16 protein-coding genes are annotated in these 17,648 nt (G+C 63.9%); 12 read left to right on the forward strand and 4 right to left on the reverse strand.

All coding sequences use genetic code 11. The features are described from left to right. Positions 1-2 precede the first annotated feature (2 nt). The 9 genes from BM083_RS07785 to BM083_RS07825 all read left to right on the forward strand — a co-directional run bounded on the left by BM083_RS07785 (position 3) and on the right by BM083_RS07825 (position 10,595). A complete protein-coding gene (locus BM083_RS07785) occupies positions 3-1,265 on the forward strand; it encodes an MFS transporter (RefSeq protein WP_089867962.1) in 1,263 nt (420 codons plus the stop codon). 107 nt (positions 1,266-1,372) lie between these two features. Continuing rightward, a complete protein-coding gene (locus tag BM083_RS07790) occupies positions 1,373-3,076 on the forward strand; it encodes a tRNA uridine(34) 5-carboxymethylaminomethyl modification radical SAM/GNAT enzyme Elp3 (protein WP_089867966.1) in 1,704 nt (567 codons plus the stop codon). A gap of 594 nt (positions 3,077-3,670) precedes the next feature. After that, positions 3,671-4,111 (forward strand): SHOCT domain-containing protein, encoded by a 441-nt coding sequence (locus tag BM083_RS07795; RefSeq protein WP_089867969.1) that lies wholly within the window; start codon positions 3,671-3,673, stop codon positions 4,109-4,111. Between the two features lie 46 nt (positions 4,112-4,157). Then, positions 4,158-6,278 carry a ribosome rescue protein RqcH gene (gene rqcH, locus BM083_RS07800; RefSeq protein WP_089867972.1) on the forward strand — a complete coding sequence of 707 codons (2,121 nt, stop codon included), beginning with the start codon at positions 4,158-4,160 and terminating at the stop codon, positions 6,276-6,278. A 126-nt stretch (positions 6,279-6,404) separates the two neighbouring features. Further along, the gene (locus BM083_RS07805; RefSeq protein ID WP_049893823.1) at positions 6,405-7,109 is read left to right on the forward strand and encodes a DUF4013 domain-containing protein; all 705 of its coding nucleotides are present in this window, start codon (positions 6,405-6,407) and stop codon (positions 7,107-7,109) included. A 160-nt stretch (positions 7,110-7,269) separates the two neighbouring features. Continuing rightward, positions 7,270-8,259, forward strand: a complete 990-nt coding sequence (locus BM083_RS07810) for a DUF4013 domain-containing protein (protein ID WP_089867976.1) — start codon at positions 7,270-7,272, stop codon at positions 8,257-8,259. A 67-nt stretch (positions 8,260-8,326) separates the two neighbouring features. Beyond that, positions 8,327-8,980, forward strand: coding sequence for a DUF4013 domain-containing protein (locus BM083_RS07815; RefSeq protein WP_089867982.1), 654 nt, complete (start codon positions 8,327-8,329; stop codon positions 8,978-8,980). A gap of 45 nt (positions 8,981-9,025) precedes the next feature. Further along, entirely contained in the window at positions 9,026-10,093 is a 1,068-nt protein-coding gene (locus tag BM083_RS07820) for an mRNA surveillance protein pelota (RefSeq protein ID WP_009367391.1), read from the forward strand. A gap of 64 nt (positions 10,094-10,157) precedes the next feature. Next, on the forward strand, positions 10,158-10,595 hold the full coding sequence (locus tag BM083_RS07825; protein ID WP_089867985.1) for a DUF8215 family protein: 438 nt from the start codon (positions 10,158-10,160) through the stop codon (positions 10,593-10,595). A gap of 23 nt (positions 10,596-10,618) precedes the next feature. Here BM083_RS07825 and BM083_RS07830 read toward each other — a convergent pair whose 3' ends face one another. From BM083_RS07830 to BM083_RS22780, 3 genes are all read right to left on the reverse strand, one after another. Further along, positions 10,619-11,299, reverse strand: coding sequence for a 6-hydroxymethylpterin diphosphokinase MptE-like protein (locus tag BM083_RS07830; protein ID WP_089867988.1), 681 nt, complete (start codon positions 11,297-11,299; stop codon positions 10,619-10,621). Positions 11,300-11,434: 135 nt separating this feature from the next. After that, positions 11,435-12,580, reverse strand: a complete 1,146-nt coding sequence (locus tag BM083_RS07835; RefSeq protein WP_089867991.1) for a dihydropteroate synthase — start codon at positions 12,578-12,580, stop codon at positions 11,435-11,437. Positions 12,581-12,640: 60 nt separating this feature from the next. Further along, a complete protein-coding gene (locus BM083_RS22780; RefSeq protein ID WP_143085693.1) occupies positions 12,641-14,419 on the reverse strand; it encodes a DNRLRE domain-containing protein in 1,779 nt (592 codons plus the stop codon). 176 nt (positions 14,420-14,595) lie between these two features. Here BM083_RS22780 and BM083_RS07855 point away from each other — a divergent pair, with 176 nt between their 5' ends. From BM083_RS07855 to BM083_RS07865, 3 genes are read left to right on the forward strand one after another with little or no spacing between them, the layout of a single operon-like run. Beyond that, positions 14,596-15,618 carry a M48 family metalloprotease gene (locus BM083_RS07855; protein ID WP_089867998.1) on the forward strand — a complete coding sequence of 341 codons (1,023 nt, stop codon included), beginning with the start codon at positions 14,596-14,598 and terminating at the stop codon, positions 15,616-15,618. 50 nt (positions 15,619-15,668) lie between these two features. Beyond that, positions 15,669-16,247 (forward strand): DUF8114 family protein, encoded by a 579-nt coding sequence (locus BM083_RS07860; RefSeq protein WP_009367385.1) that lies wholly within the window; start codon positions 15,669-15,671, stop codon positions 16,245-16,247. Further along, positions 16,244-17,095, forward strand: coding sequence for an RNA methyltransferase (locus BM083_RS07865; protein ID WP_089868002.1), 852 nt, complete (start codon positions 16,244-16,246; stop codon positions 17,093-17,095). Before BM083_RS07860 ends, BM083_RS07865 begins: the two co-directional genes overlap by 4 nt. Positions 17,096-17,163: 68 nt before the next feature. On the opposite strand, the gene BM083_RS07870 is transcribed toward BM083_RS07865, so the two are convergent. Beyond that, the gene (locus tag BM083_RS07870) at positions 17,164-17,610 is read right to left on the reverse strand and encodes a MaoC family dehydratase (protein WP_089868006.1); all 447 of its coding nucleotides are present in this window, start codon (positions 17,608-17,610) and stop codon (positions 17,164-17,166) included. Positions 17,611-17,648 lie beyond the last annotated feature (38 nt).

The raw sequence follows: 17,648 nt of genomic DNA on the forward strand, positions 1-17,648 counted from the left end.
CGATGACCACACAGCCACCAATAGATTCCGTCGACGAACCACGGGCGACCGTCCCGTGGCGCTCACGACTGGTACAAGTCGTCTTCGCCAGCACGCTCCTCGCGCCGCTCGGCGTGCCGCTCGTCAGTCCGGCGCTCCCGGTGATTCGAGACGCCTTCGGTGTCACCGACGCGACAGCGAGTCTGCTCATCAGCGCCTACTTCGTGGCCGGTATCGTGCTGTCACCGTTCGTCGGCGCGCTCGCCGACCGAATCGGTCGCAAGCGCGTCCTCGCGACGAGTCTCGTCGGCTTCGGCCTCGTCGGCGGCGCGAGCGCGTTCGCGCCGTCGTTCGGCGTGATTCTCGCACTCCGCGTCGTCCAAGGTGTCGCCGCGGCGGGTATCTTCATCTCGACGGTGACGCTCGTCGGCGACGCGTTCGAGGGGAGTCAGCGGAACGCCGTCCTCGGCGTGAACACCGCCGTGCTGTCGGCAGGGGCGGCAGTGTTCCCGGTGGTCGGCGGCGCGCTCGTCTCCTACGGCTGGAACACACCGTTCTACGCCTACTTCCTCGCCGTCCCGGTCGGTCTCGTCGCCGCCGTCGTCCTCGACGAACCCGCGCGAGAGGAAGTACGCACGCTACCGGGTCTCGACTACCTCCGAGGCGCGGCGAGTGCTGTCGCCGCCTCGGGTACGTTCCCGTTCTACGCCGCGACGTTCGCGACGGAGTTTCTCCTCTTCGGGGCCGTGTTCACGGTGCTCCCGTTCCTCCTGACGTCGCAGTACGCGCTCGCGCCCGTGTTCGTCGGAGCCGTCATCATGGCCGCCGAAGCCGCCTCGGTCGTCGCGTCGATGGCGAACGGTCGACTCTCCGAGTCGTACTCCAACCGGCGACTCGTCGCGGCAGGAATCGGGGCGTACGGCGTAGGGCTGCTCGGCGCGTGGGCGGCCCCGTCGGCGTTGTTCGTCGGCGTGTCGATGCTGGCGGTCGGTGCCGGTGTCGGCCTCGTGCTCCCCTCCGTCGACGCGGCGGTGAGCGACCGGATTCCGGCGTCGTTCCGGGCGGGGGCGCTTAGCCTCCGCAACAGCACGACGTTCCTCGGACGGGCGTCGGGTCCACTCGTCTTCGCCGGTCTCGCAGTCGTCTTCGGCTATCCGACGCTCCTGCTCGCCAGCGGCGTCGTCGCACTCGTGGGAGTCGGCGTCGGGAGTGCCGTCGGTCGGTCGCGCTCGAAGGGGCGGGCGCGTCGTACTGGCGTCGCACCTGCAGAAGAGAGCCCTCGATGACGATTTTGTGAGGGTCTCGGAGCGACACCCTTAACCCCGAAACCGGTCGAAACACACGTAATGAGCTACGCCGTCGCTCTCGTTTCGACCACGGAGGTGACTCCGCCGTGAGTACCGACACCGACGGTCAGGAGTCCCAGGAGTCCGACGCCTTCCAGAACGCCTGCGAGGAACTCGCTCGGCGTATCGTCGAAGGCGAGATAGAGCGCGACGACTTGGAAAAAGAAAAGCTTCAGGTCTGTTCGGAGTTCTCGTCGCCGAAGGTTCCCAAGAACGCCGACATCCTCGACCACGCGCCAGAGGCCCACCGCGACGACGTGCAGGAGGTCACCCGCCGCAAACCCGTGCGTACCGCCTCGGGTGTCTCGCCGGTGGCCATCATGACCTCGCCGCACATGTGCCCGCACGGGAAGTGTCTCTACTGTCCCGGCGGTCCAGCCTCGGAGTTCTCTTCGTCGCAATCCTACACCGGTCACGAACCCGCCGCCGCCCGCGGCGTCCAGAACGACTACGACCCGTACGGGCAGGTGACGCTCCGACTCGAACAACTCCGGCACATCGGCCACCCCGTCGACAAGGTCGAACTCATCCTGATGGGCGGAACGATGACCGCTCGGAGCCACGACTACCAAGAGTGGTTCGTCAAGCGGGCGTTGGAGGCGCTGAACGACTACGACGTGGACAAACGGCCCGAACCCGCCGAAGACCAGTCGTTCAAGCCCGACCCGCAGGACGTCGAGTTCGAGTATCTCGAAGACGTCATCGCCGAGAACGAGACGGCGGACATAAGGAATATAGGAACCACGTTCGAGACCAAACCCGACTGGTGTGACCCCGAACAGATAGACCGGATGCTCGATTTGGGCGCGACGAAAGTCGAAGTCGGCGTCCAGACGACCTACGAGCGCATCAACCGCGAGATGCACCGCGGCCACGGCAACCAGGCCTCCGTCGACGCGAATCGTCGCCTGCGAGACTCCGCGTTCAAAGTCGGCTTCCACATGATGCCCGGCCAACCCGGGATGACGAAGGAGATGTGCGTCGAGGACTTCCGCCAACTCTTCGAGAACAGCGACTGGCGACCCGATTACCTCAAAATCTATCCGACGCTCGTCGTTCGCGACACCATCACGTACGACATGTGGCGGCGCGACGAGTACCAACCGCTGACCAACGAGGACGCCATCGAAGTCGTTTCAGAGGTCATGGGCATGATTCCGAAGTACACGCGTCTCCAGCGCGTCCAACGCGACATCCCCGCGGACTTCATCGACGCGGGCGTCTGGAAGTCCAACCTCCGACAACTCGCCGAACAGCGCGCCGAGGAGAAGGGGATTCAGCTTCGAGACATCCGCGCTCGCGAAGTCGGGATGAACGAAGAAGACCCGAGTGAGGAGAACATCGAACTCGACGTGATGACCTACGAGTCCGGCGGTGGGCTGGAACACTTCATCTCCTTCGAGGATACGGAGAAAGACCTCCTCGTCGGCTTCTGTCGCCTGCGGTTCCCCTCCTACTCGCACGCCGCGCCCGGCCCGATGGAGGAGGGAGACACCGTCCGCCGCGAGTTGAAAGATGCCGCGCTCGTCCGGGAACTCCACGTCTACGGGAGTGAGGCAGGAATCGGTACCGCCGACGGCGACTGGCAGCACAAAGGGTACGGGAAGCAGTTGTTGAAAAAGGCGGAGCATCTCGCCGCCGACGCTGGATTCGAGAAAGTCTCGGTCATCTCCGGTATCGGCGTCCGACAGTACTACCGAGACAAACTCGGGTACCATCAGGACGGCCCGTACGTGAGCAAGCGATTGTAACTGTCGCGAGCGGAGCGAGCGGGCGCGGACGCGACCAACGGGAGCGTGAGGCGCTTTTGGCCGAGCTTTTGTCGAGCGAGTGAGCGTACGCGAACGAGCGCAGAACAAAAGGTCGAGTACTACCGCGACAAACTCGGGTACCATCAGGACGGCCCGTACGTGTCGAAACGGTTGTGAGCGACGTCGCACCCGACGCTCGCCGCGTGGGAACGCCCCATCTCTCTCCGTCGCAGCGGCGCGACTGACCAACATATCGACGGTGAAGAGCGGTACCGCCGGTCACGAGACGAGACACTGTTGAACTGTGAGCCACCAGTAGCAGGAGGAGCAGAGGGTACGTCAGCCGAGACACAGATGGGTGCGGCGGAGACGACCCGTGGCGACCGGGCAGAAGACACGGGTCGACGTCGCGGACTAACGGGTGTGTCAGGCACGGGTAGTGGGTCCCTCCAGACGCCGTTGCCGCAGAGAGACGTTCGGTCTCCGATACGGTGGGGGTTGCGGGCATGGGCGTCGTCGTCGCACGACCGCCGTCCGTCTCACGTTCTCCGCCGTCAAGCACCGTTTTTTATCCTTCGCTCTCCATTCATCACTATGGACGGAGAGACGCCCGCAGACCGCCTCCGGGACAACGCGACCGAAATCGCGTCGACCATCGTCACCGGAATCTGGCTCGCCGCCCTCCTGACGGGACAGAGTTGGTGGCTCGGCGCGCTCATCGTCGGTTACGTCATCGTCGTCCCCATCGTCTCTATGCTGTTCGGCGACGACGACGAGGAGGCGGACAACTGGCTGGACAGCGACTGGTGGGACGACCTGTGGAACAGTTCTGTTACCGTCGGAACGACCGACGAGGAACCCGAAGAGACCACAACGACGGAGACGCCGCTCGAAACCCTCCGCCGACGCTACGCGGCCGGTGAGTTGACCGACGAGCAGTTCGAGCGCAAGTTAGAGCGACTGTTGGAGACGGAGACGCTCGAAGACGTCGAAGAACGGGCGGCCCGCGAACAGTTGCGAGAGCGGGAGTACTGAGGACGACAACGACACCCCTTTTCATATCGCGTCTGAATCGAGAGCCATGGAACCGAAGCAGGAGCTTTCGAGTATCGACCTCGCCGCCCTCGTCACCGAGTTGGGACGCTACGAGGGTGCGAAGGTCGACAAGGCGTATCTCTACGGTGACGACCTCCTGCGGCTGAAACTGCGGGATTTCGACCGCGGGCGGGTCGACCTCTTCATCGAAGTCGGCGACATCAAGCGCGCCCACGTCGTCGCACCCGAGCACGTCCCGGACGCGCCGGGACGGCCGCCGAACTTCGCGATGATGCTACGGAACCGTCTCAACGGGGCGGACTTCGCGGGCGTCGAACAGTTCGAGTTCGACCGAATTCTGACGTTCAAGTTCGAACGCGGCGACGAGGACACCGAAATCGTCGCCGAACTGTTCGGACAGGGGAACCTCGCCGTCCTCGACGAGAACCGCGAAGTCGTGAGCAGTCTCGAAACCGTCCGTCTGAAGTCTCGGACGGTCGCACCCGGGTCGCAGTACGAGTTCCCGCAGTCGCGTATCAACCCGCTCGACGTCTCCTACGAGGCGTTGGAGTACAAGATGAACGAGTCCGACACCGACGTGGTGCGGACGCTAGCGACGCAGTTGAACCTCGGTGGTCTCTACGCCGAGGAGCTCTGTACCCGCGCCGGTGTGGAGAAGACGCTCGACATCACCGAAGCGGGTGAAGAGGAGTACAGGAAGATATACGACGCCATCGAACGGCTGAAAGAACCGCTGCAGACCGGGGAGTTCGACCCTCGCGTCTACGAGAAAGACGGAAACGTCGTCGACGTGACCCCGTTCCCGCTGGAGGAGTACGAAGGGCTGGACTCCGCCGCCTTCGACTCGTTCAACGCCGCACTCGACGACTACTTCTTCCGACTGGACCTCAGCGACGAGGCCGAGAAAGGCGGCGGTGGCCCAGAGGCCAACCGACCCGACTTCCAAGAGGAGATAGAGAAACAGAAGCGCATCATCCAGCAACAGGAGGGTGCCATCGAAGGGTTCGAAGAGCAAGCACAGGAGGAACGCGAGAAGGCAGAACTCCTCTACGCCAACTACGAACTCGCAGACGAGGTGCTCTCGACCGTTCGTGGCGCACGCGAGGAGAACATCCCGTGGGCGGACATCGCCGACACGCTCGCCGAAGGGGCAGAGCAAGGGATTCCCGCCGCCGAGGCAGTCGAGGACGTCGACGGGTCGACGGGGACGGTCACCATCACCATCGACGGCCAGCGAATCGACCTCGACGTGTCGATGGGCGTCGAGAAGAACGCAGACCGCATCTACACCGAGGCGAAGCGCGTCGAAGAGAAGAAAGAAGGTGCGCTCGAAGCCATCGAGAACACTCGCGAGAAACTCGAAGCGGTCGAGAAGCGCCGCGACGAGTGGGAGGCCTCGGACGACGAACCCGACGAGGACGAAGACGACGAGGAGAAACCGGACATCGATTGGCTCTCGCGGAACTCGATTCCGATTCGGAAACAGGACAAGTGGTACGACCGGTTCCGGTGGTTCGAGACCTCTGACGGCTTTCTCGTCATCGGCGGCCGCAACGCCGACCAGAACGAGGAGATCGTCAAGAAGTATCTGAACAAACACGACCTGTTCTTCCACACGCAGGCTCACGGTGGCCCGGTGACGATTCTCAAAGCGACCGGCCCCTCCGAACCCGCCCGCGACGTGGACATCCCCGAGCAGAGTCGAGAAGAGGCCGCGCAGTTCGCCGTCGCGTACTCCTCTATCTGGAAGGAGGGACGCTTCGCCGACGACGCCTACATGGTGAGCGCCGACCAGGTGTCGAAGACACCCGAGAGCGGTGAATACGTGGAGAAAGGGTCGTTCGTCGTCCGAGGCGACCGAACCTACTACGAGGACGTCGCCGCCGAAGTCGCCGTCGGTCTCCGCTGTGAACCCGACACTCGCGTCGTCGGGGGGCCGCCGTCGGCTATCGAAGACGACACGGAGACGAGTATTCGCCTGCAACCTGGTCGCTACGCCCAGAACGACATGGCGAAGATGCTCTACCGGAAGTTCCGAGAGCGGTTCGCCGACCAATCGTTCGTCAGAAAAGTTGCGAGTGCCGATATGATTCAGGAGTTCCTGCCATCGGGTGGGAGCGACATCGTCGACGGCGACGGCAACTGAGCAAGTAGCGCTCACGAATCGAAATTCTACTTCAGTGATAGGTATCCAGAAACGTTTATCCCGTAATCCGTCGTATTAGGAGGGTGAGAATTGGTGAGTCGAGAGACTGCCGTTCTCGATTCAACCATGATTACAGAATCCATCGAGTACCTTCGAAACAGTGAGGACTGGGTCAAGACCTTCCTCATCGGTGGCGTCCTCAGCCTGCTGAGCGCACTCGTACTGCCAACCATCCTCGTCGTCGGGTATCTCATGCGCGTCCTCCGCGGGACGATGCGCGGAGACGAAGAACCGCCGGTCTTCGACGACTGGGGTGACTTAGCCGTCGACGGCCTGAAAGGGTTCGTCATCGGGTTCGTGTACTTCCTCATCCCGGCCATCGTCGTCGGTATCGCCGTCTTCCTCGGCGTCGCCGGGGCTATCGCCGGTGGCGGGTCCGACGCTGCGGGCCTCTTCGGTGGCCTCGTGGCACTCGTCGGCGCACTCGTCGGGTTCGTCCTGACCATCTTCGCGGCGTACGTCACGCCCGCGGCGCTGGCCAACTACGCCGAAACCGACCGGATGGGGGCAGCGTTCGACTTCGGTGAACTCCGACCCATCCTGTTCAGCGGAAAGTACGCCACGGCGTGGCTCTACGCCTTCGCGCTGTTCATCGCCGCCGGTATCGTCTCCGGCCTGCTCGGTGCGACCGGTGTCGGGGCCATCCTGAGCGCGTTCATCACGTTCTACGCCCTCGTCGCGGTGTACTACATCTTCGGTACGACGTGGGGCGAGATGCACCACGTCGAGATGCGCAACGACGACATGCCCGACGAACGCGCGACCATCTGAACAACACAGGGCTAACCGCTCTGTTCGGCTCGATTTTCCGATTTTCGTCACCTCGTCACCTCACTCCCGCGTCGTTCGACGCCGAGTGACGGCTATCGATGACGCGTGTCACCTGCCACTGAGGCACCGTTATGTGCCCACCATCCGACCAGTCGTGTAGATGTTCAACGAGGCGCTCGCGGCACCGATACGGAGCGACGACGCAGCCGTGACGCTGTTCATGGGCGGTGTCCTCACATTCCTGTCAGCAGTCGTGCCCGTCGTCTGGCTCTTCGCCGTCCTGTCGACGCCGCTCGGACTCCTCCTGACGCCACTCGCCGTCTTCCCGTCACTCGTTCTCCGCGGATACGACGTCCGAACCGTCCGCACCGGTCTCCGCGGCGACGACGCGACGCCCTCGTTCGTCCGCTGGGGCGAACTCGTCCGCGACGGTCTGAAGTCTGTCCTGCTCAGTGTCGGCTATCTCCTCCCGCTCGGCGTGCTACTCGCCGTCGTCGTCGGACTCGCCGTACTCCTCGGCGCACGCGTCGTCACTCCCGGCTCTGTTGCCGGTGTCGTGGTTGCAGTTGGCATCGTCGTCGGCGGGGTCGGTGTCTTCGGCTACGGTGTCGCGTATCTGTATCTGCGTCCAGCGGCCCTGACTCGCTTCGCCGCCGAGGGCCGTCTCCGAGACGGGTTCGCACTTCGGCAGGTCGTCGACGTGGCACGAGATGGTCGGTACGCTGGCGGGTGGTTCAGGGCGACGGCCGTCCTCGTCGGCGGCGTCGTCGTCGGCGTCCCGACGACAGTCGTCGTAGTCGGCGTGTTCGTCGCCTTCTACGCTCGTGTGGTGGCACACGTCCTGTACGGACAGGGAGCGGCGGATAGAACGGCCGAGACGACCGAGATGACGGAGGCGACCGGGGCGAGCGCGTCGTCTGCACGTGACCGCCGACTCGACGAGGAGCGAACTCCAGAAGTCCCGCCGTCGGTCCAGACGGGCCGAACGGTCGGAGTTGTCGACAAGTGGACAGATACGGGAGAGAGGACGAGTACGCGGAGTGACGAGTCCGACGGTGACGACTCGGACGAGGCGCGAGTCGAAGCGGACACTGCGACACGCGGGAGCGACTCGTTCGTCTGGGGCGGAGACGACCGCGACGAGACGTAGCTATCGTTTCGGGTACATGTCGACTTCGAGGGAAATTCTTTTCTCGGTGACGAGAGAGGAGACGGATATGCTCAGTGATGCACTGTCGTTTCCCCGCTCCGGCGACGACTGGCTCCCCACGCTCGTCATCGGCGCACTGCTGATTCCGTTGAGCGTCCTCGTGATTCCGGCGTTCATCCTCCAAGGCTACTTCGCCCGAGTGATTCGGGCGGCGGCGACGAACGATTCGACTGCACCGTCGTTCACCGACTGGGGTGACCTCCTCGTGACGGGGCTGAAGATGGCGGTCATCGGCTTCGCGTACTCGCTCGTCATCAACGTCCCGAGTTTAGGATTGCAGCTCTTGATAGCCTTCGGCGCGAACGGGTCGGGCACCGGCGCACTCTTGGTACTGCTCGTCACCCTCGTGTTGAGCCTCGTCGTCGGCTTCTTCGCCCCTGCCGCGCTGGTGAACTTCGCCATCGAGGACTCCTTCGGGGCCGCCTTCGACTTCGGCACCATCTGGAGCGGCGTCGCGACGAGCGAGTACGTCGTCGCGTGGTTGCTCGCGATGGTCGTCGGTGTCGTCGGATTCCTCGTCGGCGGAGTGCTCAGCATCGTCCTCGTCGGCTTCCTCGTTCTGTTCTACGTCCAGATAGCCACCTACTACCTGCTCGCACGCGGCTTCGTGAAGGGACTCGGCCGGACGCCCGGCGAGTCGGCGACGACCACGACGCTCTGAGGCGAGAAAGCAAGGGTTGTTAGGCCGCAGGCCGATGGTTCGGCCATGCGAATCGTAAGCCGTGGTCGCGGCGAGGAGGGGCGCGAACGGATGACGCTCGTCCCCGAGAACGTCGACGACCTCTGGCATCTCTCCTACGTCCTCGAACCGGGAGACCTCGTCTCCGGCGACACGACGCGCCGTATCCAGCGCGACGACGACCAGATGCGCGACACCGGTGGCGAACGCGAACACCTCCACATCACCCTCGAAGTCGAAGACGTCGAGTTCGCCCGCTTCGCCAACCGACTCCGCGTCGGCGGCGTCATCGTCGGTTGTTCCCGCGAAGACCAACTCGGCCACCACCACACCATCAACGTCGAGGAGCGCAACGAGTTCACCATCGAGAAGCACTTCAAGAAGGACCAGAAGGACAGACTCGAAGAGGCCGAGCAGGCGTCTGAAAACCCCGACGTCGCCATCGCGACGGTCGAAGAGGGCGCGGCCTACATCCACACCGTCCAACAGTACGGGACGAAGGAGTACGGGTCGTTCACCCGACCAACTGGGAAAGGCGAGTACGCCCGGCCGCGCTCCGAGTTGTTCGCCGAGTTGGGGAGTGCCCTCTCGCATCTCGACGTCGACGCCGTCATCCTCGCGGGACCGGGGTTCACCAAACAGGACGCCCGCGACTACATCGAGGAGAACTACAAAGAGGTCGCCGAGAAGATGACCGTCGTCGACACCTCCGGTGTCGGTGACCGCGGCGTCCACGAAGTACTGAAGCGCGGTGCCGTCGACGACGTGCAGACGCAGACACGCATCTCGAAGGAAGCGGAACTCATCGACGCGCTGATGGAGAACATCGCGCAGGGTGCGAAGGCGGCCTACGGTATCGACCAAGTCGCCGAAGCCGCGGACTTCGGGGCCGTCGAGACGCTGCTCGTCCTCGACGAACGCCTCCGCGACGAGCGACAGGGCCGCGGCGACTGGGACGTCGACGTCAACGACGTCATCGAGTCCGTCGAGCAGAAAGGCGGTGACGTCACCGTCTTCTCCGAGGAGTTCGCGCCCGGTGAGCAGTTGAAGAATCTCGGCGGCATCGCGGCGATTCTGCGCTATCGGATGCAGTGACAGGGGTGTGGACGACGCACCCACCCGGGTAAGCGTTTACTCGGTTGCGACCTATTGACACTATGTGACAGGGTCGTCGAATCGTACGTTGAACGCTCGGTTCGAGCGCTGGCTAGACTACGTCTTCTTCGCGCTCTTGGAGGTCTGTGTACTTCCGCTCCCGGTGCTCGCCTTTCTCACCAGCGTCCCGAACCAGGACGCCGTGTCACTCTCTGCGTTGACGTCGATGGCCGTCGCGACGGTCGGTATCGGATCGTTCCGCGGGCAGTATGTCGACGTCGGCGCGTGGCCACAACCGAGCGACTTCGTCACGATGCCGTTTCGGTCCGCCTACTACGGCGTCGCCATCGGCGGTGGAACGTGGCTGGGCGTCGTGGCGCGCACGACGGCCGAACTGTGGTGGGTCGGTGTCGTCGTGACGGCAGTCGTGGTCCTCCTCTTTCTCGGGGCGTTCCCGTTCGTCGTCCGCGGTGTCCAGTCGCTGTCGCGGTGGCACCTGTGAGACCGAATGGTCAAGTCGTCGAATCACCGAACCGGGCGAATCCGCTCGCGACGTTCGTCGAGCACGGTGAACGACTCGTCACGGCGGGTCTCCAGCCAGTAGAGTAGCCGCTCGGCCCAGCGCAGTTTCTTCGCCTTCATCGCGTCGACCTGTGGGTCGTCGAAGTCCCACCCGAGAAAACGGAGTTCAGTTGCGCCGAACTCGTCGGCGAGGAACGCCGCTCTGTCGCCGTCGGTGAACCCGCCGTAATCGACGACGGGGCCGACTGGAGCGGCCTGCGTCGTCGCCAGCACGTGGTCCGTATCGAACTGCGGAACCCACTCACGGACGGCGGGGACGTTGTCGCCGTGGGCGTGGGCCGCGACGGGCGTTCCCTCGCGAGTCAACTCCACGGCCGTCTCGGGATTTTTGTCTAAATCGGTGACCATCAGGTCGACGTCGACACCGGCGTCGAGAAGGATGTCCGTCGCCGTCGACGCCGCGAACACGACGTCGGCGTCGGCGGCCGTCTCTAGTTCGTCGGCGAGCGAGGGACCAGCACCAGCGACGGCGACAGTCGCGCCAGCGACGTGGTCGAACCGACTCGTGTCGAAGGGGCGAGCCAGTTCGGCGAGGACGTCTCTGGCGTGTTCGTCGGCATCGCGTCCGAAGCCGAAGTCGGCGAGAATCGATTCGTACACCGGTTCCCAGTCGTCGAAGTTCATAGCTGTGGCTCCGGAGTGTAACGGTATGAGCCGGAGTGACACCAAGTACCCCTACCCGTGTGTCGTTCCGGCTTCCACCTGCACGGTTGCTTCTGGGGAGTCATAAGTTTTCTCTTCGACGTATCGAGCGTGGAGTTATCTCGACGACTCCGTGATTCGTTCGAGTGCGGCGTCGAGCGCACCGGATACTCCACCCACCGCAGTCGCCGTATTCTCGAACGCGACGGGCGTGCCAACGGCGAGAAGACTGGTTCCGTCGTCCCCCTCGACGAGGACGAGCGTCGTCTCTGTCGCGGCGGCCCGGAGCGCACCCTTCTCCTCGCTGTCGAGACCGGTGAGTTCGAAGACGCGGGTCGTCGCGTGTCGGGCGGCGTCGGCGTCGCCACCGACTCTGTCGACGTGGCGGCGTGCCTCGCTGACGCTGGTGACGTCGAGTTCTTCGACGTCGACATCGCCTGCCTCGCGGACACGACGGCGGGCGAACCGCTTACCGATGAGCGCCGCGTCGCGCGTCTCGGCGACGTCGTGGGTGCGGACGACGTGGGCACCGCGTTCGACGGCCATCGACGTGGCGGCGAGACTGACGGGCAGTGCCTCCTCGGTCGAACGCCCGGCGACGTCGCGGAGGAAGTTCTTCCGGTTGATGGACACGAGGATAGGCTGGCCGAAACCGCGGAACTCCCGGAGTCGCTCGAACGTCTCGCGGTCATCCTCCAGCGTTTTGGCCTCGCTCCACCCGCCGAACGCCGGGTCGACGATGGTCTTGTCGGTTATGCCGTTGAGTTTCAGTGCCTCGTAGATGTCGTCGACGTCCTCGACCGCGCCGGGGCGTTCGAGGTCCGGTGGACTCGCCATCTTGGCGACGGCGGCGTCGCGGGCGTCGCACACCTCGGGCATCTTCGGGTCGGCGAACCCGCAGATGTCGTTGACCATGTCGAAGTTGGCGTCGAGGGCGGCTTCGGCGACTTCGTGGTATCTCGTTTCGATAGAGAAGACGGCGTCACCGGAGACGCTCTCGACGACCTCGATTGCCGTGTCGAGGCGGTCGAGTTCGTCTTCTGCAGACAGGACTTCGAACTTCTTGTTGGCAGATTCGAGGCCGACGTCGACGATATCCGCACCCTCGTCGATGAGTTCGCGGTCGACGTACTCGGCGGCCTCGCCGGCGTCGTCGAAGACGCTCGGCTTGTACGGTGACTCCTTCGAGACGTTCAGCACGCCCATGATTCGCGGGGGATAGTCGTCACCGATGCCGAGTCCGGCGGCGTCCACGTTTCGCATGAGAAGGTGTGAGGACCCGGCCTACATATGCCACCCGGAAGCGGCCGTCCGTGGTCCGAGTTACTCGAACGAGACGGTCAGCGTCGGCGGCGTCGACCCTTCGGCGGACGAGAAGTCCCAGCCGTCTCGTCCCGACGGGTGGAACAGCCACCCGTAGTTCGAGTCGCCGTCGACCCACGATTGCACGCTGGTCGTGACGTCGATGTTCGTCGACCCGACCCGGACGAATCCAGTGGTCGCGTCGGCCCCGCTGGCCGCCTCGCTACCCACCTGCACACCATTCCCGAGTGAGTCCCACGTGTCGCTGTCGCTCCACGCGGTACGCATCCGGTAGAGAGACGCGCCGTGACCTTCGCCGGTCGTCTGGATGGTGAGCGTCGCCGACGTCACCGTCGCACCACTGGGAACCTGCCCGCTCGAACTGCCGACGATGCTGTCGAAGCGAACGAGCGCCTGGACGACGTCGCCCGACCCGCGGGGGTCGCTACGGTCGACGTTCAACACTCCCGCCGACCCGTTGTCGGCGGTCGGTTCTGCCTCTTGCAGGTAGGTGTCGACGGTGCCGCTGTAGCCGTCGCGTCCCGACTGGAAGGTGACGGTGCCTGCTTCGTCGTCAGGGTTCGGTTCGGGTTCAGGTTCGGGTTCGGGTTCAGGTTCTGGCTCCGGTTCCGGCTCAGGTTCTGGCTCAGGTTCGGGTTCCACACTACCCGACGGTTCGCCGAAGCGGTCGACGAAGTCGAGGTCGAAACTGAACTCGCTGTCGCTGTCGGTCTCGAATCGGCCGAGCGACGGCGAGTACGTCCGGACGAGAATTCGGTCGTCGCCGCCCGACCCACCGCCGGGGTGGAAGGTGAGCAGTCGCATCCAACCGTCACCGCCGCGTGACCGGTCTTGGTAGTCGGCCACTATCTCGTAGACTGCGAGGCCGTCGTTGTTCTCCGAGACTTGGTGAGCTTCGCCGTCTCTGTTGGTGAAGTGGCCGTTGAGAACCATGAACACCTGGCTGTTCGACTGGATGAGCTTTCGCCACGTCCTGCCGCCGGGGTTCCCGTTCGGGCGATTGTCGTCCGAGCTGCCGTCGATAGTCGTGTTTCCCCACTCGCCTTGGATGCTCTTCATGTAGCCACCGCTGTCTTTGAGATAGGAGTGCGTCGTGACGATGGTCGGATAGTCGCGATACTGTCGGAGGATTCGGTTCGCCCACCCGAACGGGGTGTCCGCGTCGCTACTACTCCCCGGAATCTCCCACTCCAAGGCGAGGTGGAGGAACTCGTAGCCACCGGCAGAGAAGAACTGGTAGTGACTCAGTCCGTCGGGACCGCTCCCGCCGTACCAACTGTACCCGCTGTACCGAGACGGGCCGAAGTACTCGCGGTAGTGCTCGACGCTCCTCACCCCCCACGTCCCCTCACGGACCCAGTCGTGGTTACCGGGAATCGCGGAGTAGGGGACGACGCCGTCGAGTCGACTCATCACCTCGTCCATCCGTTGCCACTGGTCTTCTTCCTCGGCGGTTTCGACGATGTCGCCGACGTGCGAGACGAACCGGATGTTCTGGGCGTTGCGGTTGTCGGCAATCCACTCCGTCTGGTCGTGAGCGTATCCGACGAGCGATGAACTCTCTGCGTACTTCTGTGTGTCGGGGAGGACCGCAACCGTCCACGGGGCGGTCTGTGCACTCACGATTCGGGTGCCGAGCGTTCCGACGCCCCCGAGGAGGGCGAGGCCGGTGACTCCAGACAGTTTCAGTGCGTCTCGCCGACTGAGTCCGCCTTCGGCCCAATGTGACGCTTTCTCGTCAGTAACGGTCCACCTCGGTGAGGATATCTGTCGTTGCATCGTAAATCTCCGAAAGATAATCACGCTCTGAGAGCATCTTTCTTGTGTATGTATTGTCATTTATGTCGACTGTCCGGTGTTCCGTCTCGTCCGCCCGACAGAGTCCTCGTTCGTCGCGGTCCGACACCGAGTGAGTCGAGCAACATCGTTAGGGCGTTCGCGCGAAAAGTCGGCGCATGGACTGGTCACCCGACTGGAATCTTCGCGTCCGAATGATGCTCGCCATCGCCCTCCTCCTCGTCCTCGCCGCCGGGTTCGTCGGCGTCGTGACGGCGATTCTGGCTGCTGTGTCGAGGCTTCTCGGCCTCCCGCTGTTCGTCGCTCCCGTACTCGCGACGTTCCTCCTCGTCGGTCTGACGATACTGGAACTCCGTCAGCGCGACCACGTCGTGCGTGAGTCCGGTGCCGTCGACGTCGACGCATCGACCGCCCCGCGACTCCACCGAATCGCGACGAACGTCGCCCAGCAAGCGGACGTGCAACTGCCGACGCTCGCTGTCGCGAAGACAGAGACGCCGGAGGCGTTCACAGCGGGCTTTCGCCCGAGTACGACGACGCTCGTCGTCTCGACGGGATTGCTCAAGATACTCGACGACGACGAGTTGCGGACGGTCGTCGCCCACGAACTCGCGCACGTCAAGAACCGTGACGTGGCCGTGATGACGGCCGTGTCGTTGCCGACGGCAGTCGCAGAGCGGTTGTACGAGTTGGGGACGTCGCCGTCGGATGAACTGACGTTGCAGAACTGGGAGTATCGTGCCAGCGGCGAACGGGAGTCGAAGAGTCTCGTCGGGTTCGCGGCGGCGACGGTCGGACTCCTGTTCGCGTTCGTCGGGCGCGTCCTCGTCGCCGTCTTCTCACGTGCCCGTGAACTGGCCGCCGACCGCGGTGCCGTCGCCATCACGGGAGACCCCGCCGCACTCGCGAGTGGACTCACAGAAATCGAGGGACGACTCCGCGACCGACCGAGCGAAGACCTCCGGACGGCGACGAGCGTCAGTGCGTTCTCTATCGTCTCGCCGGAGTCGGTCGACGAGGTCGGTACGGAACCGATTCGGCTCGGTGCAGAGGGGCAGAGGGCGGCGACGTATCACCACCGATGGAGGCGTATACAGGCGTTCGTCGGCCAGTACCTGCAGACCCATCCGCCGGTCGCCGAACGCCGGGAGCGACTCAAAGAACTCGCTCACGGACAGTGAATACGCACAAGACACGCTCTTTTTATCCGCGTACCCGCTAGCCACGACGTATGGCAAAGGTCAGCGTCGGACTTCGAGGGTGGCGATTCGAGGAGTCCGAAATCTTCAGCGAGGCGGGGGAGTTCAAACCGCTCGACGAGATTCCCGAGGAACCGCGACAGCGACTCGTTCGACTCGCGCACCTCGTCGAAGAGCCGTGTGACGCCTGCTATCTGGTCCACGGTGAGGCCGAGAAGCAGCGGTGCAACCAATCGACCATCGTCTACGGCGAACCGGGCGACGAACTCCTGCTCTGTGACCGTCACGAACCGCACTTCCTCTACTGGTTCCGTGAGGAGGGTGGCGAATCTCTGGTCGGCGACGAGGAGTTCCGCGACGAGTTCCACCTCTGGTTCGCCGACGGCGGGCGCGCTCCGGAGGACTTCGTCGGGATGGAGTACGTCGAGACCGACCCCGACAGTCTGCCGACGCCGCCGGACGCCGAAGAGCTCCACCAGCGGCTGAACGAGAACTTCGAGGGACGACGTATCGAGATGCTCTCGCCGGAACAGCGAGAAGCGATGCGAAAGGAGACACAGGAGGTCGACACGGACAGTCTGGACCTCGACACCGAGTATCCGACGAAATGACCGACGAGATGCCTGACGAGACGGACGGCGAGACGCCCGACGACGAACCGGAGCAGGCGGAGCGAGCGAGCGGCCCCCGGGCACACAAACCCGTCGTCGTCGTCGTCGAACCCGAGACGCCGGGCAACATCGGCACCATCGCCCGAGCGATGAAGAACTTCGGACTGTACGACCTCAAACTCGTGAACCCGCCGGAACTCCACCGCGACGGCGAGGCATACGGCTTCGCCGGGCACGCCCGTGAGGACGTGCTCCCGAACGCCGAGACGGTGACGTTCGAAGACGTCGTCCAGAACTACCACACCGTCGGCTTCACCGGTATCACGAACGAGTCCAGCTACAGCCACGACCGCTTCCCGTTCAAGACGCCCGTCGAACTCAAAGAAGACCTGAAGACCGTCGACACGAAGACGGCACTCGTCTTCGGTCGCGAGGGGAAAGGCCTCAGCAACGACGAACTCGCCCAACTGGACGAGGTTGCCTCGATTCCCGCCGACAGTCGCTACCCCATCCTCAACCTCGGGCAGGCCGCGACAGTCGTGCTCTACGAACTGCGGGACCTGACCGTCGAGGAGACACAACTCCCCGACGTCGAACACGCCCGTGCCGACGAACCCGAAATCGACCGACTCTACGACTACTTCGCGGAGTTCCTCGACGCGTCGCACTTTCCGGAACACCAGCGCGACCGAAGCGAGTTGATGTTCCGACGACTGTTCGGCCGCGCGCATCCGACCGACCGCGAGGTCAAGACCCTACTCGGCCTATTCCGCCGCGCCAACGAACAACTGCGAGAGCGTGAAGACCTGCTCGACGAACTCGGCCGGACCGACCGCTGGAACCACTAGCCAGACGGCTGGATTGCAGCGGTTGCGTCGACACCGACGACGTCGTGAGACCCAGAACGTCTGGACGGTTACTCGCCGTCGCGGCGGGCGTACATCACTTCCGACACCATCGTCATCACGGCGTCGCCGTCCTGATTGAGCGTCTTCGTCTCACTCAAGACGGTGCCTCGACTGTCCGTCTCCGCCTCTTTCTCCAACACCTCGACGCGCACCGAGAGCACGTCGCCGGGTTCGACCGGAACGCGCCAGCGGAGTTCGTGCAACCCCTTCGCGCCGAGCGACGCCGCTTCCGAGAAGTGGTGGTCGACGAGCATCCGCATCGTCATCGACGCGGTGTGCCATCCGCTGGTGATGAGGCCGCCGTACATCGACTCTTCCTCGGAGCGCTCCTTGTCGACGTGGAACCACTGCGGGTCGTACTGCTCGGCAAACGAGAGCAGTTCTGCTTCTGTCACCTCGTACTCGCCGAACTCCTCGACCTGTCCGACTGCCAAATCTTCGTAGAAGATGGTCATAGCTGAGGGGTCGAAGGGGACGGTAAAGTAGGTTGTTC

Source organism: Halogranum rubrum (genome assembly GCF_900114455.1).
Taxonomy (GTDB): Archaea; Halobacteriota; Halobacteria; order Halobacteriales; family Haloferacaceae; genus Halogranum; species Halogranum rubrum.

What these genes read in the sequence shown, in the direction of transcription:
- BM083_RS07785 (WP_089867962.1), top strand. Translation starts at nt 3, where the DNA reads ATGACCACACAGCCACCAATAGATTCCGTCGACGAACCACGGGCGACC.
- BM083_RS07795 (WP_089867969.1), top strand. Translation starts at nt 3,671, where the DNA reads ATGGACGGAGAGACGCCCGCAGACCGCCTCCGGGACAACGCGACCGAA.
- rqcH (WP_089867972.1), top strand. Translation starts at nt 4,158, where the DNA reads ATGGAACCGAAGCAGGAGCTTTCGAGTATCGACCTCGCCGCCCTCGTC.
- BM083_RS07805 (WP_049893823.1), top strand. Translation starts at nt 6,405, where the DNA reads ATGATTACAGAATCCATCGAGTACCTTCGAAACAGTGAGGACTGGGTC.
- BM083_RS07810 (WP_089867976.1), top strand. Translation starts at nt 7,270, where the DNA reads ATGTTCAACGAGGCGCTCGCGGCACCGATACGGAGCGACGACGCAGCC.
- BM083_RS07815 (WP_089867982.1), top strand. Translation starts at nt 8,327, where the DNA reads ATGCTCAGTGATGCACTGTCGTTTCCCCGCTCCGGCGACGACTGGCTC.
- BM083_RS07820 (WP_009367391.1), top strand. Translation starts at nt 9,026, where the DNA reads ATGCGAATCGTAAGCCGTGGTCGCGGCGAGGAGGGGCGCGAACGGATG.
- BM083_RS07830 (WP_089867988.1), bottom strand. Translation starts at nt 11,299, where the DNA reads ATGAACTTCGACGACTGGGAACCGGTGTACGAATCGATTCTCGCCGAC.
- BM083_RS07835 (WP_089867991.1), bottom strand. Translation starts at nt 12,580, where the DNA reads ATGCGAAACGTGGACGCCGCCGGACTCGGCATCGGTGACGACTATCCC.
- BM083_RS22780 (WP_143085693.1), bottom strand. Translation starts at nt 14,419, where the DNA reads ATGCAACGACAGATATCCTCACCGAGGTGGACCGTTACTGACGAGAAA.
- BM083_RS07855 (WP_089867998.1), top strand. Translation starts at nt 14,596, where the DNA reads ATGGACTGGTCACCCGACTGGAATCTTCGCGTCCGAATGATGCTCGCC.
- BM083_RS07860 (WP_009367385.1), top strand. Translation starts at nt 15,669, where the DNA reads ATGGCAAAGGTCAGCGTCGGACTTCGAGGGTGGCGATTCGAGGAGTCC.
- BM083_RS07865 (WP_089868002.1), top strand. Translation starts at nt 16,244, where the DNA reads ATGACCGACGAGATGCCTGACGAGACGGACGGCGAGACGCCCGACGAC.
- BM083_RS07870 (WP_089868006.1), bottom strand. Translation starts at nt 17,610, where the DNA reads ATGACCATCTTCTACGAAGATTTGGCAGTCGGACAGGTCGAGGAGTTC.